The sequence below is a fragment of the Bradyrhizobium sp. CCBAU 51627 genome (assembly GCF_028128765.1).
GTDB lineage: Bacteria > Pseudomonadota > Alphaproteobacteria > Rhizobiales > Xanthobacteraceae > Bradyrhizobium.
In genome coordinates this window covers 145370-170490 of record NZ_LBJG01000089.1, presented here as the reverse complement: position 1 = coordinate 170490, position 25121 = coordinate 145370, and the positions used below count along the sequence as shown (strand labels likewise).

Annotated in this window: 25 protein-coding genes; 12 read left to right on the top strand and 13 right to left on the bottom strand. The window is 63.9% G+C overall.

The window, feature by feature from the left end; translation table 11 throughout:
- The first annotated feature begins 61 nt into the window (after positions 1–61).
- The 3 genes from XH88_RS34125 (at position 62) to XH88_RS34115 (ending at position 2541) form a co-directional block, all read left to right on the top strand.
- Positions 62–265, top strand: a complete 204-nt coding sequence (locus XH88_RS34125; protein ID WP_271672581.1) for a hypothetical protein — start codon at positions 62–64, stop codon at positions 263–265.
- Between the two features lie 247 nt (positions 266–512).
- Entirely contained in the window at positions 513–1610 is a 1098-nt protein-coding gene (gene nirK, locus XH88_RS34120) for a copper-containing nitrite reductase (RefSeq protein ID WP_271672580.1), read from the top strand.
- A gap of 52 nt (positions 1611–1662) precedes the next feature.
- Positions 1663–2541, top strand: a complete 879-nt coding sequence (locus tag XH88_RS34115; protein ID WP_271672579.1) for an SUMF1/EgtB/PvdO family nonheme iron enzyme — start codon at positions 1663–1665, stop codon at positions 2539–2541.
- Between the two features lie 42 nt (positions 2542–2583).
- On the opposite strand, the gene XH88_RS34110 is transcribed toward XH88_RS34115, so the two are convergent.
- The 3 genes from XH88_RS34110 to XH88_RS34100 are packed head-to-tail and all read right to left on the bottom strand — an operon-like array spanning position 2584 to position 4620.
- Positions 2584–3219, bottom strand: coding sequence for a GNAT family N-acetyltransferase (locus tag XH88_RS34110; protein WP_271672578.1), 636 nt, complete (start codon positions 3217–3219; stop codon positions 2584–2586).
- A gap of 22 nt (positions 3220–3241) precedes the next feature.
- Positions 3242–3892 (bottom strand): CoA transferase subunit B, encoded by a 651-nt coding sequence (locus XH88_RS34105; protein ID WP_271672577.1) that lies wholly within the window; start codon positions 3890–3892, stop codon positions 3242–3244.
- The gene (locus XH88_RS34100; protein WP_271672576.1) at positions 3892–4620 is read right to left on the bottom strand and encodes a CoA transferase subunit A; all 729 of its coding nucleotides are present in this window, start codon (positions 4618–4620) and stop codon (positions 3892–3894) included. Before XH88_RS34100 ends, XH88_RS34105 begins: the two co-directional genes overlap by 1 nt.
- Positions 4621–4882: 262 nt before the next feature.
- On the opposite strand from XH88_RS34100, the gene XH88_RS34095 reads away from it, so the two are divergent.
- Positions 4883–6772 (top strand): AsmA family protein, encoded by a 1890-nt coding sequence (locus tag XH88_RS34095; protein ID WP_271672628.1) that lies wholly within the window; start codon positions 4883–4885, stop codon positions 6770–6772.
- Between the two features lie 92 nt (positions 6773–6864).
- Here XH88_RS34095 and dctA read toward each other — a convergent pair whose 3' ends face one another.
- Positions 6865–8247: a C4-dicarboxylate transporter DctA gene (gene dctA, locus XH88_RS34090; RefSeq protein ID WP_271672575.1), complete on the bottom strand. Its 1383-nt coding sequence runs from the start codon at positions 8245–8247 to the stop codon at positions 6865–6867.
- Between the two features lie 53 nt (positions 8248–8300).
- Positions 8301–9374 carry a 4-oxalomesaconate tautomerase gene (locus XH88_RS34085; RefSeq protein WP_271672574.1) on the bottom strand — a complete coding sequence of 358 codons (1074 nt, stop codon included), beginning with the start codon at positions 9372–9374 and terminating at the stop codon, positions 8301–8303.
- A gap of 118 nt (positions 9375–9492) precedes the next feature.
- Here XH88_RS34085 and XH88_RS34080 point away from each other — a divergent pair, with 118 nt between their 5' ends.
- The 4 genes from XH88_RS34080 (at position 9493) to XH88_RS34065 (ending at position 13883) form a co-directional block, all read left to right on the top strand.
- Complete coding sequence (locus XH88_RS34080; protein ID WP_271672573.1) at positions 9493–10431, top strand: LysR family transcriptional regulator; 939 nt, start codon at positions 9493–9495, stop codon at positions 10429–10431.
- Between the two features lie 240 nt (positions 10432–10671).
- A complete protein-coding gene (locus XH88_RS34075) occupies positions 10672–12057 on the top strand; it encodes an ABC transporter substrate-binding protein (RefSeq protein WP_271672572.1) in 1386 nt (461 codons plus the stop codon).
- A gap of 93 nt (positions 12058–12150) precedes the next feature.
- Positions 12151–13020 (top strand): carbohydrate ABC transporter permease, encoded by an 870-nt coding sequence (locus XH88_RS34070; RefSeq protein ID WP_271672571.1) that lies wholly within the window; start codon positions 12151–12153, stop codon positions 13018–13020.
- Positions 13017–13883 (top strand): carbohydrate ABC transporter permease, encoded by an 867-nt coding sequence (locus XH88_RS34065; protein ID WP_271672570.1) that lies wholly within the window; start codon positions 13017–13019, stop codon positions 13881–13883. The genes XH88_RS34070 and XH88_RS34065 overlap by 4 nt, the downstream gene beginning before the upstream one ends.
- On the opposite strand, the gene XH88_RS34060 is transcribed toward XH88_RS34065, so the two are convergent.
- Genes XH88_RS34060 through XH88_RS34035 form a run of 6 tightly spaced genes read right to left on the bottom strand, consistent with a single transcriptional unit; the run spans position 13880 to position 21524 of the window.
- Positions 13880–14380, bottom strand: a complete 501-nt coding sequence (locus XH88_RS34060) for a DUF6622 family protein (RefSeq protein ID WP_271672569.1) — start codon at positions 14378–14380, stop codon at positions 13880–13882. The genes XH88_RS34065 and XH88_RS34060 overlap by 4 nt on opposite strands.
- 13 nt (positions 14381–14393) lie before the next feature.
- Entirely contained in the window at positions 14394–15206 is an 813-nt protein-coding gene (locus XH88_RS34055; protein ID WP_271672568.1) for an ABC transporter permease, read from the bottom strand.
- Position 15207: 1 nt separating this feature from the next.
- On the bottom strand, positions 15208–16119 hold the full coding sequence (locus XH88_RS34050) for an ABC transporter permease (protein ID WP_271672567.1): 912 nt from the start codon (positions 16117–16119) through the stop codon (positions 15208–15210).
- Positions 16116–17285 carry an ABC transporter ATP-binding protein gene (locus XH88_RS34045; RefSeq protein WP_271672566.1) on the bottom strand — a complete coding sequence of 390 codons (1170 nt, stop codon included), beginning with the start codon at positions 17283–17285 and terminating at the stop codon, positions 16116–16118. Before XH88_RS34045 ends, XH88_RS34050 begins: the two co-directional genes overlap by 4 nt.
- 53 nt (positions 17286–17338) lie before the next feature.
- Complete coding sequence (locus XH88_RS34040; protein WP_271672565.1) at positions 17339–18808, bottom strand: glycerol-3-phosphate dehydrogenase; 1470 nt, start codon at positions 18806–18808, stop codon at positions 17339–17341.
- A gap of 37 nt (positions 18809–18845) precedes the next feature.
- Complete coding sequence (locus XH88_RS34035; RefSeq protein WP_271672564.1) at positions 18846–21524, bottom strand: sensor domain-containing protein; 2679 nt, start codon at positions 21522–21524, stop codon at positions 18846–18848.
- Between the two features lie 204 nt (positions 21525–21728).
- On the opposite strand from XH88_RS34035, the gene XH88_RS34030 reads away from it, so the two are divergent.
- Positions 21729–22832: an NAD(P)/FAD-dependent oxidoreductase gene (locus XH88_RS34030; protein ID WP_271672563.1), complete on the top strand. Its 1104-nt coding sequence runs from the start codon at positions 21729–21731 to the stop codon at positions 22830–22832.
- A 172-nt stretch (positions 22833–23004) separates the two neighbouring features.
- Here XH88_RS34030 and XH88_RS34025 read toward each other — a convergent pair whose 3' ends face one another.
- Entirely contained in the window at positions 23005–23187 is a 183-nt protein-coding gene (locus XH88_RS34025) for a YdcH family protein (protein WP_092302764.1), read from the bottom strand.
- 324 nt (positions 23188–23511) lie between these two features.
- On the opposite strand from XH88_RS34025, the gene XH88_RS34020 reads away from it, so the two are divergent.
- From XH88_RS34020 to XH88_RS34010, 3 genes are all read left to right on the top strand, one after another.
- The gene (locus tag XH88_RS34020; protein ID WP_128969171.1) at positions 23512–23718 is read left to right on the top strand and encodes a YdcH family protein; all 207 of its coding nucleotides are present in this window, start codon (positions 23512–23514) and stop codon (positions 23716–23718) included.
- A 126-nt stretch (positions 23719–23844) separates the two neighbouring features.
- Entirely contained in the window at positions 23845–24063 is a 219-nt protein-coding gene (locus XH88_RS34015; RefSeq protein ID WP_209958816.1) for a hypothetical protein, read from the top strand.
- Positions 24064–24082: 19 nt separating this feature from the next.
- Entirely contained in the window at positions 24083–24334 is a 252-nt protein-coding gene (locus tag XH88_RS34010) for a hypothetical protein (protein WP_271672562.1), read from the top strand.
- Positions 24335–24336: 2 nt separating this feature from the next.
- Here the strand turns inward: XH88_RS34010 and XH88_RS34005 are convergent, their stop codons facing one another.
- Positions 24337–25026 carry a GGDEF domain-containing protein gene (locus XH88_RS34005; RefSeq protein WP_271672561.1) on the bottom strand — a complete coding sequence of 230 codons (690 nt, stop codon included), beginning with the start codon at positions 25024–25026 and terminating at the stop codon, positions 24337–24339.
- Positions 25027–25121 lie beyond the last annotated feature (95 nt).

Here is a 25121-nt window from a genome sequence, read left to right as displayed (position 1 = left end):
TCAAAGTCTGGGCGCGGGATTGAGGCCATGATAACAATCATCGCCTTTTGGGAGACAGGCCATGGCGTCGTTCGCGCTCGATCTCGTTCTCTGGCTTGCCGGTATTCGCGGCCATATCCCGCGCTTCGACGATTTTCGTCCCGTCCCCGTCACGCCCGCCGGCGGAGGTCATCGCGTACGCGTGCTGGCCATCGTGATCGTCGCGCTCGCCGTGCTCTCGCTCGCAGTCTGGGGCACGGTCTGGATCGCGATCGAGCTTCTCTGATTGACGCAGCCGACAGCCGCAATCGATAACCACTCAACATGCGAATGAGTTGCCGCTGGCGCGGCTGATGACGCGAATTGTGTCGCATGATCTGTAGCCGCGCGCTTTGCCGCTGCTTCGGCAAACCGTTTAAGGATTTTACCGGAGGCGAATCCGGCGAAAGCTTGTCGCAGCGCAAACACTCTTGCCGCAACAGGCGCACACTGCATCTGTCATCAAAACCCTTTCAGATGAAGGATGCTTTACGATGTTCACCCGCAGAGCCGCATTGATCAGCGCCGCCGCGACCGCCCTGATGCTGGCAGCCCCCGCCTTCGCTGCCAACGATCTCAATCTGCCGCGCCAGAAGATTGATCTGGTCGCTCCACCCTTCGTGCATGCGCATGAGCAGGCGACCAAGCAGGGTCCCAAGATCCTCGAGTTCACGCTCACGATTCAGGAAAAGAAGGTCGTGATCGACGAGAAGGGCACCACGTTCCAGGCCATGACCTTCAACGGCTCGATGCCGGGTCCGCTCATGGTCGCGCATGAGGGTGACTACGTCGAAGTGACGCTGGTCAATCCCGCGACCAACACGATGGCGCACAACATCGACTTCCATGCCGCGACCGGTGCACTCGGCGGCGGCGCGCTCACCCTGATCAATCCCGGCGAGCAGGTCGTGCTGCGCTGGAAGGCAACACGGACCGGTGTGTTCGTCTACCACTGCGCCCCGGGCGGTCCGATGATCCCCTGGCATGTCGTCTCGGGCATGAACGGCGCGGTCATGGTGCTGCCCCGCGACGGCCTCAACGACGGCAAGGGCCATGCGCTGAAATACGACAAGATCTATTATATCGGCGAGCAGGACATGTACGTGCCGCGCGACGAGAAGGGCAACTTCAAGTCATACGACTCGCCGGGTGAAGCCTTCACCGACACCGAAGAGGTGATGAAGAAGCTGATCCCCACCCACGTTTTGTTTAACGGCAAGGTCGGCGCACTCACCGGCAAGAACGCGCTGACCGCCAATGTCGGCGAGAATGTGCTGATCGTGCATTCGCAGGCCAACCGCGACAGCCGTCCGCATTTGATCGGCGGTCATGGCGACTACGTCTGGGAGACCGGCAAGTTCTCCAATCCGCCGGAGACCGGGCTCGAGACCTGGTTCATCCGCGGCGGCTCGGCGGGAGCGGCGATGTACAAGTTCCTGCAGCCCGGCATCTACGCCTATGTCACGCATAATCTGATCGAGGCGGCCGATCTCGGTGCAACCGCGCACTTCAAGGTCGAAGGCAAGTGGAACGACGATCTGATGACCCAGGTGAAGGCGCCTGCGGAAATCCCGCCCGGTACCACTAACTAGACGCGACGAGGGGCCGGCAAACAACCGGCCCCTTCTTCCTTTCGGGGTGACCATGCTGATCGCATTCAAACTTAAACTGGCGCTCGCCTGCGCGGCCGGATTCGCCGGACCGCTCGCCGTTGCGCCGCTGGTTTCCGAGATGACGGTCCACGGCACGCAAAGCGAGCCCGCGATCGTCGAGATCGCCGCCGGCAACTTCGCCTATCGCGAGGCCGGGGATTTCACCCGCGGCGGGCAGCAGGCCGAGGCGCCGCTGCGCGCGCTGCGATTCGACAGGCCGCTTCACATCATGCGGGAGCAGGTCTCTTCCGCCGACTATCAGTCGTGCGTGGAGGATGGCGCCTGCCGCGCGCTGGACAAGGACGTCATGATCGCGCCCGATCGCCCCGTCGTGCAGGTGAACTGGCACGATGCCGAGGCCTATGCGGTCTGGCTGTCGCGCAAGACGGGCAAGCATTATCGCCTGCCGAGCGATGAGGAATGGGCGTTCGCCGCGGGCGCTAGGTTCAAGGACGACGGCGTGCCGGTCGATGAAAGCGATCCCTCGAAGCGCTGGATCAGCCGCTACGAACGCGAATCCGAGCGCGGCCCCTCCGACACCACAGCCTATCCGTTCGGCAAGTTCGGTTTGAACGAGCGCGGCGTCTCCGATTTCGCCGGCAATGTTTGGGAGTGGACCTCAACCTGCTTCGTACGCTCGCACGTCGATGAGGCCGGCATCCCCGGCCGCCCGACGGTGAATTGCGGCGTGCGAATCGCCGAGGGCGCGCACCGTGCCTATGTCACCGACTTCATCCGCGACGCCCGCGCCGGCGGCTGCGCGCAGGGCGTGCCCCCCGCCAATCTCGGCTTCCGTCTGGTGCGGGAGGAGAGGACGTGGATGGCGAGCGTGTCGGCGCGGTTGAGCAGGGTCTGGGCGGCGCGGTCTTAGGCCACACCATCGCCGGATCGCTTCCAATCGAGGCGCGGCGCGTCACAGCGTCCGTGCGAACATGCGAAAGCCCGGCGCGCCGATGATCGCCTCGAAGGCGGGATCGCGTTTCTCTTCAGCAAGCGCGAAGCCCGCCTTGGCATAGGCGCGCTCAGCGGGCTCGTTGCCGATCAGGAACGAGATCGTCGCGCGGGCAAATCCGGCCGCCCGCCCCTTCTCCAGCGCGTGCGCAATCAATGCCTGCACGAGACCACGGCCGCGATAAGCCGGATCGGTGGCGACATGCTCGATCATCCAGTCGCTCTCGCCGCCCTGAACCCAGCAGGCCCGCGTGTAGGCACCGCGCTGACGGATGGCGTCCAGCTCCGCCGCGGCGAGCCCTGTCGCGAAACCGACCTCCTCGATCGCGCGCCAAGCCAAAAGCCCGGTGTTCGCCGCAGGCACGGCGCAGAGCGCCGCTGCCGGCTTCCCGTCAATCTCCGCGACCAGGAACTGCGAGACATGCCACATCGACACCGCGCGTGCCGTCGCGACGCGAGCAATGAAATCGAGGCACCGGGCTTCAGGCCAGCCGAGCGCGACGTCGAACCAGCCGCGCGAGCGGTAGCCGCGCATCGATGACAGGATAATTCCGGCGATGAAATCGGCGTCTTCGGGACGCGCAGACCGGATCGTCACGCGCGCCCCCTAAAGGAAGACCTTAACTGTTCTTCAGCGCGACGCGGAATTCGGCCTCGGTCTTGGCCTTGACCTCGTCGAGCGTGACGCCGTCGGCGAGCTCGATCAGGGCCATGCCGCCGCTGCCGTGCTTGTCGATGGTGAAGACGGCAAGATCGGTGACGACCATGTCGACGACGCGCTCGCCGGTCAGCGGCAGATTGCACTTCTTCAGGAGCTTGGCGCCATCCTTGGCGGAGTGCTCCATCACCACGATGACGCGCTTGACGCCGGCAACGAGATCCATCGCGCCGCCCATGCCCTTGACCATCTTGCCCGGAATCATCCAGTTGGCGAGATCGCCGTTCTGGGCCACCTGCATGGCGCCGAGGATCGACAGGTCCATGTGGCCGCCGCGGATCATGCCGAAGGAATCCGCGCTCGAGAAATAGGAGGTCGAGGGCAGTTCGCTCACGGTCTGCTTGCCGGCGTTGATCAAGTCCGCATCCACCTCGTCCTCATACGGGAACGGGCCCATGCCGAGCATGCCGTTCTCGCTCTGCAGGGAGACATCCATACCGTCGGGAATGTAGTTCGAGACCAGCGTCGGGATGCCGATACCGAGATTGACGTAGTAGCCGTCGCGCAGCTCCTTGGCGGCGCGCGCCGCCATCTGTTCGCGGGTCCAGGCCATCAGACTTCTTCTCCCGTTGCAGCCGCAGAGGGACGCGGCCGGGTGTTGCGGAACTCGATACGCTTCTTGGCCGTGCCGACCTCGACGATGCGCTTCACGAAGATACCGGGGGTGTGGATGTGATCGGGATTGAGTTGGCCCGCCGGAACCAGATGCTCGACCTCGGCCACCGTAATCTTGGCCGCAGTCGCCATCATCGGGTTAAAGTTGCGCGCGGTCTTGCGGTAGATGAGGTTGCCGGCGGTATCGCCCATCCAGGCGTGGACGATGGCGAGGTCGGCGAACAGGCCGCGCTCCATCAGGTATTTCTCGCCGTCGAACTCCTTCACTTCCTTGCCTTCGGCGATCAGCGTGCCGACCCCGGTCTTGGTGTAGAAGGCCGGAATGCCGGCGCCGCCGGCGCGAATGCGCTCGGCCAGCGTGCCCTGCGGATTGAATTCGAGCTCCAGCTCGCCGGCGAGGAACTGCTGGGCGAACAGCTTGTTCTCGCCGACATAGGACGAGATCATCTTCTTGATCTGCCGGGTTTCCAGCAGGCGGCTGAGGCCGATGCCGTCGACGCCGGCATTGTTGGAGACCACCGTCAGGCCCTTGACGCCGGACGCGCGGATCGCGTCCGACAGCTCCTCGGCGATGCCGCAGAGGCCGAAGCCGCCCGACATGATCATCATGTTGTCTTTCAGAATACCGTCGAGGGCCGACTTCGCGTCGGGATAGACCTTATTCATGCAGGAAACCTTCGGCTTGCAGGCGTCGCGCCCTATTGGCGGCGATTATTAGGCGAAATCGTCCGAAGCCGTCAATGATACGGGGTTCTCCGCATCGCGGGCCGGTGCTAGAAGCTGCCCACGCCGTGGGCAGTCCCGTCCGCGGCCTTGAAAGCGACAAGAAAACCCATCAAGTTGCGGGGGTTGGGCGTGGGGGCGCGCAGGTTTCCCGTCCCGCCCTTTTGGCTCCAGCGACCAACTCGATCAGGACATGCCATTGACCATGGCCCAAGGAATGAAGCGCCTCGGGACGCCGATCGCGGCGCTGCTCGTCGTCGCGCTGATCGCCCTGATCGCGACCTCCTGGCTCATCAACCGCGACGCGCTGCGCAAGGCGGTGCAAGCGCAGATCCGCGACGTTACCGGGCTCGAGCTCAGCGTGGCAGGCAGCATCGACATTTCCGTGCTGCCGGCAAGCTATATCTCCTTCCACGACGTCGGCCTCAAGGGCGGCGGCACGGCCGACCCCGCGCTCCACGTCGACGTGCTCACCGCCAATCTCCGCCTGCTGCCGCTGTTGCTGCAACGGTTCGAGATCGCCGACCTGATGCTGCTGCGGCCACACATCCATGTCGGCCTCAAACCGGATGGCGAAAGCAACTGGACGCCCTTCATCCAGACCATTGCGCGGACGATGAAGCCGGGCGCCGACAACCAGGTGTCGTTCTCCGAGATCAGGATCCAGGACGGTGTGCTCGATTACGAGGACGTCGCCACGCACGCCACCGAGAAGTTCGAGGACATCGACCTGTCGCTGGCCTGGCCATCGATCTCGCGCTCCTTTGCCGCGACCGGCCAGTTCGACTGGCGCGGCGAGCGCGTCGACGGCTCGATCAGTTTTGCCGATTTCGTTGCCGCCCTGTCCGGCGAGCGTTCGGGACTGAAGGCGCGGATCGCGAGCGCGCCGCTCAAGCTCGCCTTTGACGGCAGCGTCGCCAACCGCACCAGCCCGATGATGGAAGGCACCCTCACGATCGACAGCCCGTCCTTGCGCAACGCGCTGCGCTGGACCGGGCAGCCGCAGCCCGGCAGCGGCGGCTTCGGCCGCTTCGCGCTGAAGGCGCGCGCCAACGTCGTCGGCGCCTCGATTGCACTCACCAATGTCAATGTCGAGCTCGACGGCAACGCCGCCGAGGGCGTGATGACCTATGCCAATAACGGACGGCAGACGCTGCAGGCGACGCTCGCCGCCGACGCGCTCGATTTCACGCCCTACATCTCGACCTTCCGCCTGCTCGCGAGCGGCGCGCGCGACTGGAACAGGCAGCTGTTCGATCTCAACGCATTGTCGACGACCGATCTCGACATGCGCCTGTCGGCAGCCAAGCTGACGGTCGGACCGACCAAGTTCGGCCGCACCGCGATCGGCGCCAATTTGCGCAACGGCACGCTGGCGCTCTCGGTCGGCGAGGCGCAGGTCTATGGCGGCATCGCCAAGGGCTCGTTCGGCATCTCGCGCGCCGACGCCGTCGCCGACATCAAGGCGCAGTTCCAGTTCACCGACGTCGACCTCCAGGCCTGTGCTACAGAATTGTTCGGTCTCAACAAGCTGTCCGGCCGCGGCAACATCAACGTGTCCCTGCTCGCCTCCGGCTCGAGCCCGTTCGGCCTGATGCAGTCGCTCGACGGCACCGCCACCGTGACCGGGCATGACGGCGCGATCTCGGGCTTCAATGCCGAGCAACTCCTGAAGCGACTCGAGCGCCGGCCGCTGTCCGGCGGCGGCAATTTCCGCAACGGCTCGACGCCCTATGACAACCTCATCATCGCGGTGAGATTCGCCGACGGGATTGCCACCGCCGAGGACATCCGCATCGAGGGACCTTCGGCGAAGATCACGCTGACCGGCACTGCGTCGGTGCCGACGCGCGAATATGATATGAAGGGTGTCGCTAGCCTCAACACCGCCTCCGGCTTTCAATTGCCCTTCATGGTGCAGGGTCCCTGGGACGATCCGCTGATCTTCCCCGACCCCGAGGCCCTGATCCGCAAGTCGCCCGCGGCGTCTCCTTTCCTCGATCTCTTGAAGCAGCGTATCACCGGCGGAAACCGACAGGCGCCTGAGGGATCGCCGACGGCAGAGAACGCCAAAGAGAACGCCAACCCCAACTAGCGCGATCGATGCCGCTCTCTCCGGTTCGGCAGTCTCCTTAATTCAGGCGCTGCCTGGCTGAGCGCTGCCACTGGTTCGAGCCCAACGCGGAGTCAAGCAGCCGATCGCGTGGTCGGGATCCAGCCCTTGTCCTCACATGCAGTCGCCGCGCCGCCCCCTGTTGCGGTCGCGATTTCGAGCGCGTCGCTCTGCCCAAGTTCGCGGGCCAGCACCTCGCGGTCACAGGCATTCTCCCACAGCGAAACGGTGATCGCCGCGACGCAGTTGCTGATCATGCTGGTCAGGGCCCGCGCTTCCGACATGAAGCGGTCGATGCCGACCAGCAGCGCCACGGCGGTCACGGGCAGATCCGGCATGACGGAGAGCGTCGCAACCAGCGCGACGAAGCCGCTGCGGGTGACGCCGGCCGCCCCTTTGGACGTCAGCAGCATCAGACCGAGCATCGCCGCGATCTGGCCCCATGACAGGTGAATGTCGCAGGCCTGCGCGATGAAGATGGACGCCAGGGTGAGATAGATGGCGCTGCCGTCCAGATTGAAGGAGTAGCCCATCGGCAGTACGAGTCCCGACACGCCCTTGCGGCATCCGAGCTGCTCCAGCTTGCGCAGCGCGCCAGGCAGCGCCGGCTCCGACGAGGACGTGCCGAGCACGATCAGCAATTCGTCCCTGAAGTAGCGGATGGTCTTCCACAGGCTGAAGCCGTTCAGCCGCGCCAGCGTCCCGAGCACGACGACCACGAAGATGGAGCAGGCGATATAGAAGGTCAGGATCAGCAGTCCGAGCGAGCCAATCGAACGGACGCCGTAACGGCCGACCGTGAACGCCATCGCACCGAAGGCCCCGAGCGGCGCGAGCTTCATGATGAAGCCGAATGACACAAACAGCACGTGCGAGAACGAGGCGACCGCCTTCGTCACCGCGGCGCCTTGGTCGCCGGCACGGCTGAGGCCAAAGGCAATCAGGATGGCGACCAGCAGGATCGGCAGCACCTCGCCGTCGGCAAAGGCGCCAAAGAACGAATGCGGGATGATGTGCAGCATGAAATCCGCAAACCCGGTCGCAGCTGCCTGCTTGGTGAATTTCGCGGCCACCGACGGATCCAGCGTACCGACAGAAACATGCATGCCCGCGCCCGGCTGGATCAAGGAGACAGCCAGCAGCCCGGCCAGCAACGCGAGCACGGTCAGCAGATAGAACAGCGCCATGGACTTCACGAGCGTGCGACCGACCTCGCGGGAATCGCTGATGCTGTTGATGCCGCTCACGATGGTGCAGAAGACGATCGGCGCGATCATCATCTTGACCAGCTTGACGAAGCCGTCCCCGAAGGGCTTCAGCGCGGCGCCGAATTCGGGCCAGAAATGGCCCGTGAGGACGCCCAGCATGAGGCCGATCAGGACCTGGACGTAGAGAATCCGGTAGAACGGCTTCCGCGCCTCGGTGGTGTCGTGTCCAACCCGCGCTTCCTTGTGCATTCTCGCTTCTCCCATGGCTCTGATTTTCTTGGTGGCTGCGAAAGCGGCGGGTGTCAGGCCGCCAGGACCGCATGAGGCACGTGCGACCGGCGGGCGAAGACCTGGCCCTCGAAGATCCGCCGGGCTGTCCGCTGGACCCGGGCGACCGGCCCGGGCTCCAGCCGAACCACGAGCTGGCCGGAGGGATGGGCGAGCATGATCGGCAGCGGCGGCGCCAGCGGTCCGGCCATCTCGGCGGCGATCGTTCCGGGCGTGAGGCACGCAGTCGCAATCGCGACCGCGCCGGTCACCGCCAGCGCGCTGTGGCAGTCGTGCGGCATGAAGTACCTGACGTTCAACGTCGCCCCGCTTGCGGGCGCAATCAGAACCGGCTTCGGGATCACCATGTTCGCGGCATCCGGAAAGCCCATCAGGCGCCCGGCCTCGATGCGCAGGCCTTCGAGACGCGCGCGAAAGCTGCCGTCGGCGAAGTCCGAAGGCGCCTCACGGCCGGTGCAGCCCAGATCTGCCGCGCGGACCAGCATGACCGGCATCGCCGCGTCGATGCAGCTCACATCGATCCCTTCGATGCGATCGACCGGCCGTCCCGTCGGGAGCAGGCGACCGGTGCGTGCGCCGGCTGCATTGGGAAAAGACAGTTCGATGGGCGCGGCCGTTCCGGGGACGCCGTCGATCCGCGCCTCGCCTTCATAGGTCACCCGCCCGCCGGGGGTGGCGACGGTGGCATCGATCAGCTTGCCGGTGTTGACATTGTGGATGCGCACATGGGTGCGATCGGCGCAAGCGGCGACCAGGCCGGCCTCGATTGCGAACGGCCCCACCGCCGCCAGCATGTTTCCGCAGTTCGGCGACGTGTCGACGATCCCTTCGCGAACGCGAACCTGGGCAAACAGGTAGTCGACATCTGCGCCCGGCACTGATGCCGGTCCGACGATCGCGACCTTGTTGATGACGGCATTGCCGCCGCCGATTCCGTCGATCCCGAGATCGTGCCCGCCTCCCATCACCGACAACAGCAGCGCATCGCGCAAGGCGGGATCGGCCGGAAGATCGCGGGCCAGGAAAAACGGCCCGCGCGAGGTACCCCCGCGCATGACCACACAGGGAATGGCAATCTGATCGTTCATGGCGCTGTTCCGTTCGGCGAACTCTTCGCCCGATCAGAGCATCTTCCCTCTCAACTCTTTTGTGAAATGCAAATATCTGAGGTATTATTTCGATTATCGGTATAATGGAGCCCCTGCCATGAACGCAGAACTGCTCGACCTCAAGGCGTTCATCACCGTCGCTGAGACGGGAAGCTTTGTCCGGACCGCCAAGGCGCTGAACCTGTCTCAGCCGGCACTGAGCCGCCGCATTCAGAAGCTGGAGGAAAGCCTCGGTGCGCCGTTGCTCGAGCGATCGACGCGCCACGTCAATCTCACCATGACCGGCCGCGACTTCCTGCCGAAGGTGCGGCGCCTCATCGACGAGTTCGAGACGTCGGTGCTCGCCATCCAGGATATCGGCGCGCGAAGTTCTGGCCTGGTCTCGGTGGCCGCGGTGCCAACAACAGTGTTCTACTTCCTGCCGCGTGCGATCGGCCGTTTTGCCGAAGCGTATCCGCGCATTCGCGTCCGGATTCTGGATATCGGTGCCAACGAGGGGCTGGAAGCGGTCGCGCGTGGCGAAGTCGATTTCGGCATCAATTTCATCGGGGCCTCGCATGCCGAGATCGAATTCGAGAAACTGGTTGAGGACCCTTTCGTCCTGGCTTGCCGTCATGACCATCCGCTGGCATCACGCAAACAGGTCAGCTGGCCGGAGATCGTGCCGCACCGGGTCATCACCGTCGGTCGCAATAGCGGCAATCGCGCCTTGATCGACAATGCGCTGGCGCGACACGGCCTGCAGTTGAACTGGTCCTACGAGGTCGCTCACCTCTCCGGCTCGCTTGGGCTGGTCGAAGCGGGCCTCGGCGTCGCTGTGCTGCCGAGGCTGGCAACGCCCGCGGCCGGCCATCCGATCATTCACACCATTCGCTTGACCGAGCCGCAAGTGTCGCGGACGATCGGCATCGTGCGCAGGCGCGGGGCGACATTATCCCCGCATGCCAGCCAATTCCTCAAGATGCTGCTCGAGACATGGCGTTCTCCTCTCCGAGCCAGCGGGCAGGGCAAGCCGCGGTCACGCCGTTTGAAATAGGTGCTCGCTGACGGGGTGCAGGTGCGTGGAGCTGCCACTTGCTCCAGGCCGAGCGACGACCTACAAGGCGAATTGATTGCCGCAAATTGATGCCGCGATTGGATCGATGCGCGTTAAGCATCTCTCTGAGGCTCTATCCCCACGACATTGGTCTGACAAGATGGCGCTAGATCGGACTTCCGCCATGCGCTAGTGTTTTATCCGACCGGTTAAAACACCGGCCGTTTGAGGGAGAAAAACGTGAGATCCAAGGTTATTGGCGCAGTATCATTGGCGGTCGCTGCCGTCGGGCTGTTTGCAGCCGCCGCACCCGCCTTTGCGCAGCAGAAGACGATTACGGTCTGGTGGGGCAAGGGCTTCTACCGCTCCGAAGATGACGCACTGCTCGATACGATCAAGAAGTTCGAAGCCAAGACCGGCATCAAGGTCGAATTGTCGCAGTATGCGATCCAGGACATGATTCCGAAGACGGTCGCCGCGCTCGATGCCGGCACCGTGCCAGATGTCGCCTACTCCGATTCCTATGACGTGCAGGCGCAGGGCAAGTGGGCCTATGAGGGCAAGCTCGAGGACCTCACCGACGTCATGGAGCCGATCAAGGACCGGTTCGTGCAGAACACGCTGGATGCCTCGATCCTCTATAACGATGTCGCCAAGAAAAAGGCCTATTACGGCTTCCCGCTGAAGCAGCAGAGCATGCACGTCCAGATCTGGAAGGACATGCTGGAGAAGGCCGGGTTCAAGCAGAGCGACATTCCGAACGACTGGAATGGCTATTGGTCATTCTGGTGCGACAAGGTGCAGCCTGCGATTCGCAAGGCGACCGGCCAGCGCATCTATGCGGTCGGCCAGCCGATGGGCGTGGAATCCACCGACTCCTTCCAGTCGTTCTACACCTTCATGGACGCTTATCACGTCAAGCTGGTCGATGACGACGGCAAGTTGCTCGTCGACGATCCCAAGGTCCGCGACGGCCTGATCAAGGCGATGAAGGACTACACCGACACCTACATCAAGGGCTGCACCCCGCCGTCCTCGACGACGTGGAAGGATCCGGACAATAATGTCGCCTTCCACAACAAGACCATCGTGATGACCCACAACTTCACGATCTCGATCGCGGCGAAATGGTACGAGGACTCGCAGAACCAGGCGCTCACCCAAGAGCAGCGCGATGCCGGCAAGAAGGCCTATGAGCAGGACATCATCACGGCGTCCTTTCCCAAGGCCCCGGATGGTTCGACGATCAGGTACCGTTCCGACGTGAAGACCGGGCTGGTCTTCACCGCGGCCAAGAACAAGGCCGAAGCCAAGCAGTTCATCAGCTTCCTGCTCCAGGAAGAGAACGTCCGCCCCTATATCGAGGGCGCGCTTGGCCGCTGGTTCCCGGTGACGAAGGAAAGCCAGGCGAGCCCGTTCTGGCAGGCTGACAAGCACCGCAAGGCCGTCTACGCCCAGTTCACCGGCGGCACCGCGCCGTTCGATTTCACCAAGAACTGGAAGTTCACGATCCTCAACAACGAGAACGTGTGGGCCAAGGCGATGAACCGGGTGGTCAGCGAGAAGGTTCCGGTCGACAAGGCCGTCGACGAACTGATCGCCCGCATCAAGCAGGTCGCAGGTTAACTCATCCTCCCTCTCCCCGCCTTGCGGGGAGAGGTGTAAGAACAACACCGGCCGCGTTTCGCGGCCGGCTTCTCTTTGAAGAGTCCGAATAGAATGGCGATCACGCTCTCTGGCGATCAGGCGATCGCGCCACCCCTGTCGTCGCGGCTGACCCCGGCGCAGGTCTGGGGCATCGTGCTGCTCGCACCCTATCTGCTCGTCTTCCTTGCCTTCGTCGTCTATCCCGTCTGCTACGGGCTTTGGCTGGCGCGAGCCCCGTCGAACTATGTCGCGCTTTATAACGACCCGATCTTCGCGCGCGCCGCGGTCAACACCCTGATTTTCCTGGTCATCGGCATCAACATCAAGATGCTGATCGCGCTGTTCCTGTCCGGCTTCTTCGCCCAGCAGCGCACCTGGATCAAATGGCTGTCGGTGATCTTCATCCTGCCCTGGGCGGTGCCGTCGATCCCGACCATCCTGTCGGTGCGGTTCATGCTCAACCCCGAATGGGGCATGGTGAACCATTTCATCTTCACCCTCACCGGTGACGACGGTCCAAACTGGCTGAACGACCCGACCATCGCGCTGACCATGGCGATCGCCGTGCACATCTGGAAGTCGCTGCCGTTCTGGACGCTGATCCTGATCACCGGCCGCCTTGCAATCTCGCATGATCTGTTCGAGGCCGCCGAGGTCGACGGCGCCAGCTGGTGGCAGAAATTCCGCTTCATCACCTGGCCGTCGATGCAGACGCTCTACGTGACCTGCACGCTGCTCTCGATGATCTGGACGCTAGGGGACTTCAACAGCGTCTATCTTCTCACCGGCGGCGGCCCGGCCGACCTCACGCATGTGCTGTCGACGCTCGGCATTCGCTATCTCCGGCTCGACCAGCTCTCGCTGGCGATGGCTTCCATCGTCTGCGCGATGCCGTTCGTCCTGCCGCTCGTGTACTTCATGATGAAACGGTTGTCGCGATGAAGCTTCCCGGCGTAAGCGAATTTTCCTGGCGTGACGTCGCGACCGAAGCGCGGCTGCTCCTGATCGGCATTCCCGTCTTCCTGTGGACGATGATCCCGATCTACCACATGTTCCTGTTCGCGATCTCCCCGAAGGAAGACGCGTTCTCGGGCAAGCTGTGGCCGGATCATCCGACGCTGCACAACTTCGAGATCGTGTTCAAGCAGCAGCACTACTTCCTGCGCGACTTCTACGTCCAGTTCTGGAATTCCGTGGTGATCGCCGCCGCGGTGGGTGCGCTGACGCTAGTCGTCGCGACTGCCGCGGCGTTCTCGATCTCGCGCCTGAAGGTGCCGGGCGGACGCATGGTCCTGAATCTCGCGCTGTTCACCTATTTCATCCCCGCTGCGTTCCTCGCCGTGCCGATGTACCGCACCATGGGCAATTACGGTCTGCTCAACAATCACTGGTCGCTGATCCTCGCCATGGTGACGATCGCCAGCCCGTACGCGATCTGGGTGCTGAAGCAGGCCTCGGACAAGCTGCCGGTCGAACTCGACGAAGCCGCAGTGATGGACGGCGCCACGACGCTCCAGATCTTCCGCCTGGTCTATCTGCCGCTGATGATGCCCTCGCTGGTCGCGATCGGCACCTATGCGGTGCTGCTGGCCTGGAACGAATATCTCTACGCGTTCCTGCTGCTCTCGAACGACCAGGAGATCACCCTGCCCGTCGCGCTCGGCAATTTCCTCGCCGCCGACGATTCGCCGTGGGAGTTGTTGATGACCACCGGCTTCATCTACGCGCTGCCGCCGGCCGCGGTCTACTACGCCTTCCGCCGCTACATGGTGGGCGGCCTGACGGCAGGTGCGGTGAAGTCCTAGAGCTGGCTGGCGCGCTTTCTGCGATAGGCGATCAGGAGCGCGATCATCGAGCCCAAGAAGTATCCGGCGGTCGCGCCCGAGATGGCGCGGCCGACGATGATCGCAAGCGCTCGGTCGCCCGCGTCGACGGCCGAGATCACGCCCACTGCATATTGCAGTGCGAACACGACGAGATTGCGGATCAGCCCGAACGCACTGCCCGGACGAATGATCTCTCCAGTCTTGTGGTCAACATCGAACGGACGCGGCGTCAGCACGCCGACCGGCAACAGCACCAGCGCGGCCGCGATCCAGGCAAGCAGCGGCCACGCGCTCTCCTGATGCCCAACTCCGATCCGCGAAACGCCCCAGACGATGAAGACGACCGGCACGATCAGCGCGCGCCAGATCGGCATCTTGCGCGGCTGCATCGCCTTGATTCCCTGCCACACCAGATAGGCGAGCAACATCCAGACCCAGAACGGGGTGTGGATCACGATCTGATAGGCGAATGTCATGACAGTCTCCGCATCACAAAGGCGCCGCGCTCTCGCCTTGCGAGCTCGACAATTTTGAAGCAACCGAGGCGATGATGATGACCACAGCGATCAGGGCGATCACCAGGGTGCAGATCGCATTGATCTCCGGCTTCACGCCGAGCCTCACCTCGGAATAGATCCGGATCGGCAGGGTTGCCGAGCCGGGGCCGGTGGTGAAGCTCGCGATCACGAGGTCGTCGAGGGAGAGCGTGAAGGCCAGCATCCATCCGGCGACGATCGCCGGCGCGATCAACGGCAACGTCACCGACAGGAACGCGCGGACGGGGGCGCAGCCGAGATCCATCGCCGCCTCTTCGAGCGAGCGATCGAGCGAGCCGAGGCGCGACTGCACGACGACGGCAACGAAGCACATTGTCAGCGTGGTGTGGGCGATCGTCACGGTCCAAAAGCCGCGCTCCGCGTTCAGCGCCACGAACAGCAAGAGCAGCGACAATCCCGTGATCACCTCCGGCATCACCAGCGGCGCATAGAGCATGCCGGAGAACAACGTGCGGCCGCGAAAGCGCTCGCCGCGCGACAGCGCCACCGCGGCCAGCGTGCCCAGCAGCGTGGCAATGGTCGCGGAAGCGACTGCGACCCGCAGGCTCATCCAGGACGCTTCGATCATGGCGCGGTCGGCAAAGAATTCGTGATACCAGCGCAGCGACCAGCCGCCCCACACCGTCACCAGCCGTGAGGCGTTGAAGGAATAGATCACGAGAATGAGGATCGGCAGATAGAGGAAGGCGAGGCCCAGCGCGAGCGAAGCGATGTTGAAGCGAGACAGGCGGGAAATCGTGCGCATCTCACTGCTCCTCCAGCTGTCGGCGCTGAAGCCGCTCGTAGAACAGAAGCGGCAACAGCAGCATCACGAGCAGCGCGATCGCCGCGGCCGAGGCGACCGGCCAGTCCTTGTTGGTGAAGAATTCGAGCCACAGCGTCTGGCCGATCATCAGCGAATTGGAGCCGGCGAGCAGATCCGGAATCACGAACTCGCCAACGATGGGGATGAAGCACAAGAGCACGCCGGCGCCGACACCCGGTAGCGACAGCGGGAACGTCACCAGCCAGAACACCGCCCCCGGCGGCGCGCCGAGATCGCTGGCCGCTTCCTCCAGCGCCGGCTCCATCTTCGCGAGGGTGGCGTAGAGCGGCAGGATCATGAACGGCAGATAGGAATAGACGATGCCGATATACATCGCCGTGTCGGTGGAGAGCCACACCACCGGCTGGCTCACCAGATGCAGCGCCAGCAGGATCTGATTGAGCAGGCCGTCATGCTGGAGGATGTTGATCCAGGCATAGATGCGGATCAGGAACGAGGTCCAGAACGGTACGATCACCAGCACCATCGCCACTGCCTGCCAGCGCTTCGGTAGCCGCGCCATGCCATAGGCGATGGGATAGCCGATCAGCAGCAACAAGGCGGTCGCCGTCACGGCTACGGTCAAGCTGCGCAGATAGGCGAACACATAAATGTCGTCGGAGGCGAGCAATCTGAAATTGTCGATCGAAAGTGCGGCAAACGCCGCCCGGATGGCCGTCCATCCTGCCGTCAGGTCGAACACCGGCTCGTAGGGGGGCTGCGCAATCGCGGTCTGCGACAGGCTGATCTTCAGCACGAAGCCGAACGGCACCAGGAAGAACAGCACCATCCAGACATAGGGTGCGATGGCTGCGAAGCGCGCCGGTCGCGCAAAAATCCGGCGGGCGCTCATGACGGCAGCACCACGCAATCATCAGGCGTGAACCAGGCGACGATTTGCTGGTTCAGGCTATAGGCATCGACGTCGAGGCGCGCGCTGTTGGCGACGGACGCCTGCACCGTGCCGCCCGTATCGAGCTTCACCTTGTAGGTGGTGGTGCCGCCGAGATAGCAGATGTCGGCGATCACGCCATCCAGGACGTTGATCGCGGTTCCATGACCGGCCTCGCTCACTGGACCACGACGCGACAGTTTGACCTTCTCGGGACGGATCGCGACCGAAAATCTGCTGTCGCCGAACGGCTGGCGCGGCTCGGCCACCACCAGCGTCCCCGCATCACGCGTGCCAATGACCAGGCGATGACCATCGCGCAGCTTCGACTCGGCGTCGAACAGATTGATGTCGCCGACGAACTCCGCAATCCAGCGCGAACGCGGCGCCTCGTAGAGCTCACGCGGGGGAGCAACCTGGGCCAGCTTGCCTGATTTCATCACGCCGATCCGGCTGGCCATCGTCATCGCCTCCTCCTGGTCGTGGGTGACGATAATGAAGGTCATGCCGAGCCGGCGCTGAAGCTCCATCAGCTCGCGTTGCGTGCTCTCGCGCAGCTTCTTGTCAAGCGCCGCAAGCGGCTCGTCGAGCAGCAACAATTGCGGCCGGCGGGCCAGCGCGCGGGCCAGCGCGACGCGCTGCCGCTGGCCGCCGGAGAGCTGGTCGGGCTTGCGCTTCTCCAGCCCCTCGAGCTTCACCAGCGCGACCATCTCCGCGACGCGTGGTGCGATCTCGGCGCGCGCCATGCCCGAGCGCTTGAGGCCGAAGGCGATGTTGTCGCGCACCGACAGATGCGGAAACAGCGCGTAGTTCTGGAACATCATGTTGATCGGGCGCTCGTGCGGCAGCGCCTGCGCGATATCCCTGCCACCGAGCAGGATGCGCCCTTCATCCGGAGCCTCGAAGCCCGCGAGCATACGCAGCAGCGTGGTCTTGCCGCAGCCGCTGGGCCCGAGCAGCGCAAAGAACTCGCCGGCCTTGACGTCGAGCGACACGCCGTCCACGGCGCGAAATGTTCCAAACGTCTTGGCCACGCCCTCGATGCGCAGCAGCGGCTCACCAGCGGCCGGATGCGCATCTCCAGCCGCATTGGCTGCGGCGCCCGTTCTCGGTGACTCGTCAGTCATGGTCCCTGCCAACCCCAAGTGCCGCCGCACGCTAGCCGCGGATCGGCCTTTCCTCAACCGGTTCGAGCCATGCCCGCCATGAACGCTGCCAGTGCGTCACGGTCCGCGGCAGGCATGGTCAGGCCGAGCTTGGAGCGGCGCCACAGGATGTCATCGGGGAAGCGCGCCCATTCGCGGGCGATGAGATAACGCGTCTCGGCGGCGGTCAGGTCGGGACCAAATGTGGGGCCGAGTGCTTCGCGTGTCTTCGCCTCGCCCAGCACATCGGGCAATCGCGAGCCGTAGGCCGCAACCAGGCGCCGGGCTTGCGGCTCGGTGAGAAAGCGCCAGCGGTGGCAGGCGAGATCGACTTCGGTCTCGAAACGATCCCAGGCGAAATCGCCGCCAGGCAATGCTGCGCCGGCGGTCCAGGGTCTCGACATGGGATAGAACGACGTCAGCCGCGTCACTGCCCGCTCGGCGCGCAGCCGCGAGGTCGTGACGTCGCCGCCGAACACAGTGAGCAGCGGCGCCTTGCGCCGGCGCGCGTGGAACAGCGTCGTCCCGTTGCGTCGCCGCCCGGACGCGGGCGTCAGATTGACGCCGGAGACCGTGCGCACCACGTCGGTCGGGGCGACACGCTCGCGGAAGTAACGGTTCACGGCCTCGCACAGATAGCTGACATCGGCGCTTGGCATGGCGACGATCGCGGGATCGCCGGTGAAATCGTGCGTGACCGTGCCGACCAGCGTGAAATCGCGCTCAAAGGGGCTGGCAAAAATCAGCCGGCCATCAGTGTTCTGGAACACGTAGACGTTATCGGACTCGAACAGCTTTGGCAGGACGACCTGGCTCATCTGCACGGCGGCCATCGCCGGCACCGGCTGTCGCAGCACCGTCTCGGCGACTAACGATGTCCAGCCCCCGGTGGCATTGGCCAGCGCACGTGCCGTGATCACCCGTCGATGGCCGCGATCGACCAGCGCGAGCCGCCAGATGTCGGCCCTGTCGGCGCGCACGCAACGCGCCCCGGTGCGGATCGTGGCGCCGCGCTCGGCGGCATCCAGCGCCGTGAGAACCACGAGGCGCGAATCGTCGACGATGCAATCGGCATATTCGAAGGCGACGCCGAGCGGACGCTTCAGCGCGTTGCCGACCGGATGATGTGTGATGTCGAGGGTTGTCGCTGCAGGCAGGCCGCCGCGGCCCGTCAACGCGTCATAAACATACAATCCGGCCCGCAACAGCCATGGTGGACGCTCATCGGAATGGGCGGGGATCACGAAGCGCATCGGCCGCACCAGATGCGGCGCGATCCGGAGCCAGGTTCGGCGTTCGGCGAGGGCCCTGCGCACCCGCCAGAAGCCGCGACGCTCCAGCACCGACAAATCGCCATGAATCAGCCGCGGCGTCGCTGATGAGGCTGCGCCGCCGAGATCGCCCTGCTCGATCAGGATGACCCGCAGGCCGCGGCCGGCGGCATCGCGCGCGAGGCTGACGCCGTTGAGGCCGCCGCCGATGATCGCGAGGTCGTAATCCGCCATGAAACCGTCGAGAGGGAGCGAGCCAAGTCTCTCCTCACTAGCCGGTCTTGAGCGCAAGCTCCATGGTCTCGACGCGGCCGACGAGGCCGGCATATTGTCCGATCGGCAAGGGCTTGCCGAGCAGGTAGCCCTGCACGCCGTCACAGCCTTCGCGCGCGAGGAAGGCGAGCTGGTCGATCGTCTCGACGCCCTCGGCGATGATCGACATTTCGAAGCCGTGGCCGAGATCGATCACGGCGCGGACGATCGCGGCCGATTGCGGGTTGCGGCCGAGATTGATGATGAAGGCGCGGTCGATCTTGATCTTGTCGAACGGGAACGCCTGCAGATAGCTCAGCGAGGAATAGCCGCTGCCGAAATCGTCCATCGAAATCCGCACCCCGAGAGCCTTCAGACGGCGCAGCAGCGCCAGGCCGCGGTCGAAATCCTCGATCAGCACGCCCTCGGTGATTTCGAGCTCGAGCCGGCCGGGCGCCAGGCCCGTCTCGATCAGGATTGAATGGACAAGCCCGACCACGTCGCCGTGCATGAACTGCGCCGGCGACAGGTTGACTGCGACCTGGAGCGGCTTCGGCCATGACGCCGCCTCGCGGCAGGCCTCGCGCAGGATCCACTCGCCCATCTCGACGATCAGGCCGCTTTCCTCGGCGATGGGGATGAAGTCGGCGGGCGAGACCTGGCCGCGCACCGGATGCTGCCAGCGCGCCAGCGCCTCGAAGCCGATGATCTCGCTCTCGGCGACGCTGTTGCGCGCGATGCCCTGCGGCTGGAAAGCCAGCGACAGCTCGCCGTTCTTGATCGCCATCGAGAGGTCCTGGTGCAGCACGCGGCGGTCGCGGATCTGCTGATCCATCTCGGGCTGGTAGAGGCTGATCGTGCCGCGCGATTTCTGCTTGGCACGGAACAGGGCCGCGCCGGCATTGGCGAGCAGCGCGGCGCCGTCGGGGCCATTGTGCGGGAAGATCGACATGCCGGTCGTGATGCCGGCACGAACCGCGCGACCGTCGATGTGGAACTCCGGCGCCAACACCTCGCCGAGCTGCTGCGCCAGCGCAAGGCCCGCATCGGGCTGCTTTCCGTCGATGATGAGGCCGAATTCGTCGCCGGAGAGGCGCGCCACCAGGCCGCCGCGTGCGGCATCCTGGAGCCGCTGCGCAACCTCGACCAGCAGCTTGTCGCCGAGAGCGTGGCCGAACACGTCGTTGACTTCCTTGAGCCCGTCGAGATCGACGCAAAGGACCGCGAACTCCTCGTCGGTGCCCTCGCAGGCCTCGATCATCTGGTTCAGGGCCTGGAGGAAGGCGGCGCGGTTCGGCAGGTCGGTGAGGCCGTCGTGATAGGCCATGTGCGCCATGCGCGACTCGGTCTGCCGGCGGTTGGTGACGTCCTCATGGGTCTTGATCAGATATTGCGGCTCGCCGGCATCGTTGAGCACCGTGGCCCGGCGGGTCAGGAACAGGCGCAGTCCGTCCTTGGTGGAGATCGGATGTTCTTCGGTGATCATCCCGCGCTTCTTGATCGCGGCCTCGTCGCGCGCGATGATCAGTTTGGCTTCCTTGGCATTGAAGATATCGGAGGCGGTCAGGCCGGTGGCCTCCTCGCGCCTGCGGTTGAGGATCGTCTCGGCGCTGCGGTTGGCGAGCAGATAGCGGCCATCCTTGACCTGCTCCACGATCAGAGCCACCGGAATGTTGTCGACCACGAGTTCGAGGAATTTCTTGGTGCTCTCCAGCTCCTTGGACAGCGATTGCCGATCGGTGATGTCCTCGAACACCACCAGCAGGAATTCAGGCTTGCCGCTCTCGTTGCGAACCACGATCCGGATCGAGGCAACCAAGCGCCGCGCATCGGCACGATCGACCTCGAACTCATTGCGGTACTGGCCATCGGACGATTCGAGCGCTGCCCGGTCGGCCGCCTCGATGCTGGCCGCCGAGCCGGGCACAAACAGCTCCCGCGCATTCCTGCCGACGGCGAAGTCCGGCGACAGCCCCCAGAACCGCTCATAGGCGCTGTTCGCGAAGATATAGCAGCCGTCCTCGATGTTCTTGGCGGCGACGCAGGCCGGCACGTGGTCCAGCACCGATTCCAGGAATTGCTTGGTGGAGGCGAGCTGTCGCGACAGCTTCCGCTGCTCGCTGACGTCCAGATGCGTCGCCACCGAGCCGCCGTTCGGCAGCACGAAATATTTCACGAGGATCGCCCGTCCGTCCGGCAGTTCCGTGATCAGGCCATTGGAGCTCGACGCTTTATCGTAGAATTCGTCGTCGGAGGCGCGCAACACCCCGCGCTTGCGACGCAGTTCGAGGAGTTCGCGGCCATTCATGCCGGCCCGAAGGTCCGAGCGCGTCAGGCCGTAGATCTCGAGATAGCGATCGTTGCAGAAGATGATGCGGCGCTGCGCATCCGTCATCACCACGCCCTGGTTGAGGTTGTTCATGGCGGAGGACACGAAGGCGTTGCGCCGCAGCTGCGAACGCCTGTTCCGGCGCAGCGCGGAATGGACCCACAGCGCGATGGCGACGAGAAACGCGCAAACGACGATGCCCCCGATCAGGGCTTCCCAGATCAGATTGGCGTCGAGATCGCCGAGACGGCTCGGCGCCGCGAGGCCGTCCGCATAGGCACGCGAAGGTGCAACCGCGCTGGTCAGGCACATGACGGCCTGCACAGCAATCGGAAGCATGCTGCCTTCGTGCCAGTTCCTCTCAGCCATCAGCCACCCGCGATTTCAACTGCGGATTGTCTGGCTTCACGGGTTTGGATCGGGTAAACGCCTGTAGCCCAACAGAAAAATGTGACGCGAAATACAGCAATTGCCCTGACATGATAAATGCTTCCTTAACGGAAAACGGCCGCACGGCGCGCTTCCGAGGCCAACCGGCGCCATCGGCCCCTTCAGCGGGACGTCAGCACAACCATGGATAGGGTCGACTGTGTCGTTATCGGAGCCGGCGTGGTCGGGCTCGCGGTGGCAAGGAGGCTCGCACAGGCCGGCCGCGAGGTGATCGTGCTCGAGGAAGCTGAGGCCATCGGCACCGTGACCTCCTCGCGCAATAGCGAGGTGATCCATGCCGGAATCTATTACCGAGCCGGAAGCTGGATGGCCCGCATGTGCGTCAGCGGCAAGCATGCGCTGTACCGCTATTGCGGCGAGCGCGGCATCCCACACAAGAACTGCGGCAAGCTGATCGTCGCGACCAATGCAAAGGAAACCGAGAAGCTGCAATCGATCAAGGCGCATGCCGAGGCCAATGGCGTGCTCGACATGCAACTGCTCCCGGGCGAGGCCGCGCGCGCGCTGGAGCCGGCGCTGGCCTGTGACGCCGCGCTGTTGTCGCCATCGACCGGCATCATCGACAGCCATGCCTACATGCTCTCGCTGCGCGGCGAGGCCGAGGAAGCGGGCGCGGCCTTTGCGTTTCACACGCCGCTGATCCGCGCCAAGGCGGAAGGTGGAACGATCGAGATCGAAGCCGGCGGCGAAGCGCCGATGACGCTGCAATGCGGCCTGCTCGTCAATGCCGCAGGACTTTCGGCAACGACCGTGGCACGTCACATCGATGGCATGCCGATCGACCGGATTCCGCCGGCCTATCTCGCCAAGGGCAACTATTTCAGCTGCAACGCGCGGGCGCCGTTCTCCCACCTGATTTATCCGGTGCCCGAGCCCGGCGGGCTGGGAGTGCATTTGACGCTGGATATGGCGGGACAGGCGCGCTTCGGCCCCGACGTCGAATGGATCGAGACGATCGATTATGAAGTCGATCCGTCACGCGCCGAGCGCTTCTATCCCGCGATCCGCAAATACTGGCCGACGCTGCCCGACGGCGCACTGATGCCGAGCTATTCGGGCATTCGTCCGAAGATCGTGCCGCCGGCGGTGGCGACGCAGGATTTTCTGATGCAGGGTCCGCGCGACCATGGCGTTGCGGGTCTGGTCAATCTGTTCGGCATCGAATCGCCGGGCCTGACGTCGTCGCTCGCGATTGCGGACCACGTCGCGGAGCTGGCCGAGATCTAGCGCGCTTTCGAGCTGATTGGAGACCGGTTCGCGTTAAGAAAACACGTCCAGACAAAGCGCTCACACCGCGCAACGATCATTGCGCGGCGCGCACCTTGCAGCAGGGACGAGCGCAAGGCTCTCATCCCTGCCCGAAGGGATACGATCAAACTTGACGCTGTTACGGGGGTTATTAGTGAAGCGTGTCGCCTGACTGCTTCAGTCGTTCGATCTGGTCCTTGACCAGCAACTTCCGGCGCTTCAACTCAACAATTTGCAGGTCGTCTGTTGAAAGGTGCACGAGAGCTTCGTGCAATTCGTTTTCGAGAGTTTTATGCTTCCGTTCCAATTCAACCAGATGTGCCTGAATTGTCATTCGAAACCTCCTCGGTAGGTGTGACCTTGGATTCGATCCGGACGAGGAAGTGTACATCACCGATTCGTTCTGTCGATGGGTATCCGTCGTCGTACCGTCATTTTTGAAAATTCATATGTAATGAAGCGTGAGTAAGGAACCACGCGGCGAAAAATCCATGATATCAATGCACTTGCGCGACGCTGCACCGAATCGTTGAAATATCTTGCGAGAGGGCGGTGTGTGGAGAGGCAGATCGCTTGCGATCACGCCGCGCAAGGACGATAATTTCCACAGGGCATCCACAGCCTTGATCTCAAGCTATCGGTTTCGGCCGCCGCAGACATGACCCATGAAAACGAGCGTGAGCTCGAAGCCGAGCTCACCCGGTTGCAGCAGGAACACCGAGATCTGGATGCGGCGATCGATGCACTGCATCAATCGCCTGCCCCCGACCTGTTGCGGTTACAGCGCCTGAAGAAACGCAAGCTGTTGTTGCGCGACCGTATCGCCTTCATCGAAGACCAGATCACGCCCGATATTATCGCCTGATCCATAGTGCTCGGGGGGCTGCCGCGCTTGAATCCGCTTGACTCGAAAAGAACAAAATAGGAACATTCATCTCACCCCCGACGCCTCCAGGAAGACGCCCAAGGACAACCCGCAAGGACACCGCAGATGTCAGTCCCCGCCCTTCTCGACAACAGCCATTATGAACAGGCCTGCGATCAGGCGATCGCGATGTGCGACGGCAATCTGCGCAGCACCATCAAGGCGCTGATCATGGCCAACGAATATCTGGAAGCCGAACTGGAAGAATTGCAGGCGGCGATTTCGGCCGGCTGCATCCCCGAGACCTCGCGCAGCAAGATGCGGAGCAACAGCAGCGCCGCCTGAGTTCTAAAGGAGCAACGCCATGTCTGATGTGACCTACTACGTTGCAATGCCCTTCCTGATCGATGCCGACGGATCTCCCGTCGCCGGCGCTGCCGAGGAATGCCAGAACTCGACGGCCGCGCTCCGGCGCGCCGAAGCACTGGCACACAGCGCCGGCCATATCGGCGCCGTCGCATTCAGCCGGAGTGGCGATCCCATGACTGGCGAATTCGGCGATGCCACACTGTTGCGCAAATTCGGCAACGTACCGGAAGATCTGGCCACTTTATAAGGTCAGCTGCTCACGAGCCTGATCCGCGGCTCGTGTCGTCGATGCGCCTTGCGTACATACATGGCGGCATCGGCCTCCTCGAGTGCGCGCGCGGCATCGGACTGCGCACCGAGCAGCGCGACGCCGGCGGAGGCGCCCGCGGTCACATGCTGGCCGCGAAAGGTGAATGACAAATCGTCGATCGCCTGCTCGAACATGGCGGCCTTCGCCTTGGCATCGGTCTCGCTGAGATTCCACAACAGCAAGGCAAACTCGTCGCCCCCCAGACGGCCGACCACATCGGAGGCGCGGATCTGCCGCGTCAGCTTCGTGGCGATCGCCTTCAATACCTCGTCGCCGGCAGCATGACCGAAGGAATCGTTGATCGGCTTCAGCCGGTCGACGTCGAGCACGATCAGCGCGCCGCTGGCACGGTAGCGCTTCATGTAGGCGATGGCGCGCTGGAGCTCGCGCTCAAAGCCGCGCCGGTTGGGAATGTCCAGCAGGAAATCGGTGTCGGCCGCAGCCTCCAGCTCGGCGACGCGACGCAGCGCCTTCGCGAGCTTGGTCCGCAGAGCACTGATGGTTGCCTTGCCGGCGTCGGACGCGCGACGCGGCGCCGCAGCCCGCTTGGGGGCCGTTTTCGTTCGGCTCCCGCTGGTTTTCCGGCCCTTTTTGGCCTTCGCAGCGGTCGCCCTTTTGGGTTTCTTCATGGGCATCCTGCTCAATGAAGGCTTGCGGGGATTCACCAAGACAGGATAGTGCATTCCCTTCTCCTTGCCACCGCCTTGCGAGCCGCCGGCCGGAA

Excerpts from the sequence above, each read along its gene's own strand:
- XH88_RS34125 (WP_271672581.1), top strand. The coding sequence starts at position 62 with ATGGCGTCGTTCGCGCTCGATCTCGTTCTCTGGCTTGCCGGTATTCGC.
- nirK (WP_271672580.1), top strand. The coding sequence starts at position 513 with ATGTTCACCCGCAGAGCCGCATTGATCAGCGCCGCCGCGACCGCCCTG.
- XH88_RS34115 (WP_271672579.1), top strand. The coding sequence starts at position 1,663 with ATGCTGATCGCATTCAAACTTAAACTGGCGCTCGCCTGCGCGGCCGGA.
- XH88_RS34105 (WP_271672577.1), bottom strand. The coding sequence starts at position 3,892 with ATGGCCTGGACCCGCGAACAGATGGCGGCGCGCGCCGCCAAGGAGCTG.
- XH88_RS34100 (WP_271672576.1), bottom strand. The coding sequence starts at position 4,620 with ATGAATAAGGTCTATCCCGACGCGAAGTCGGCCCTCGACGGTATTCTG.
- XH88_RS34095 (WP_271672628.1), top strand. The coding sequence starts at position 4,883 with ATGGCCCAAGGAATGAAGCGCCTCGGGACGCCGATCGCGGCGCTGCTC.
- dctA (WP_271672575.1), bottom strand. The coding sequence starts at position 8,247 with ATGCACAAGGAAGCGCGGGTTGGACACGACACCACCGAGGCGCGGAAG.
- XH88_RS34085 (WP_271672574.1), bottom strand. The coding sequence starts at position 9,374 with ATGAACGATCAGATTGCCATTCCCTGTGTGGTCATGCGCGGGGGTACC.
- XH88_RS34080 (WP_271672573.1), top strand. The coding sequence starts at position 9,493 with ATGAACGCAGAACTGCTCGACCTCAAGGCGTTCATCACCGTCGCTGAG.
- XH88_RS34070 (WP_271672571.1), top strand. The coding sequence starts at position 12,151 with ATGGCGATCACGCTCTCTGGCGATCAGGCGATCGCGCCACCCCTGTCG.
- XH88_RS34065 (WP_271672570.1), top strand. The coding sequence starts at position 13,017 with ATGAAGCTTCCCGGCGTAAGCGAATTTTCCTGGCGTGACGTCGCGACC.
- XH88_RS34060 (WP_271672569.1), bottom strand. The coding sequence starts at position 14,380 with ATGACATTCGCCTATCAGATCGTGATCCACACCCCGTTCTGGGTCTGG.
- XH88_RS34055 (WP_271672568.1), bottom strand. The coding sequence starts at position 15,206 with ATGCGCACGATTTCCCGCCTGTCTCGCTTCAACATCGCTTCGCTCGCG.
- XH88_RS34050 (WP_271672567.1), bottom strand. The coding sequence starts at position 16,119 with ATGAGCGCCCGCCGGATTTTTGCGCGACCGGCGCGCTTCGCAGCCATC.
- XH88_RS34045 (WP_271672566.1), bottom strand. The coding sequence starts at position 17,285 with ATGACTGACGAGTCACCGAGAACGGGCGCCGCAGCCAATGCGGCTGGA.
- XH88_RS34040 (WP_271672565.1), bottom strand. The coding sequence starts at position 18,808 with ATGGCGGATTACGACCTCGCGATCATCGGCGGCGGCCTCAACGGCGTC.
- XH88_RS34035 (WP_271672564.1), bottom strand. The coding sequence starts at position 21,524 with ATGGCTGAGAGGAACTGGCACGAAGGCAGCATGCTTCCGATTGCTGTG.
- XH88_RS34030 (WP_271672563.1), top strand. The coding sequence starts at position 21,729 with ATGGATAGGGTCGACTGTGTCGTTATCGGAGCCGGCGTGGTCGGGCTC.
- XH88_RS34025 (WP_092302764.1), bottom strand. The coding sequence starts at position 23,187 with ATGACAATTCAGGCACATCTGGTTGAATTGGAACGGAAGCATAAAACT.
- XH88_RS34020 (WP_128969171.1), top strand. The coding sequence starts at position 23,512 with ATGACCCATGAAAACGAGCGTGAGCTCGAAGCCGAGCTCACCCGGTTG.
- XH88_RS34015 (WP_209958816.1), top strand. The coding sequence starts at position 23,845 with ATGTCAGTCCCCGCCCTTCTCGACAACAGCCATTATGAACAGGCCTGC.
- XH88_RS34010 (WP_271672562.1), top strand. The coding sequence starts at position 24,083 with ATGTCTGATGTGACCTACTACGTTGCAATGCCCTTCCTGATCGATGCC.
- XH88_RS34005 (WP_271672561.1), bottom strand. The coding sequence starts at position 25,026 with ATGAAGAAACCCAAAAGGGCGACCGCTGCGAAGGCCAAAAAGGGCCGG.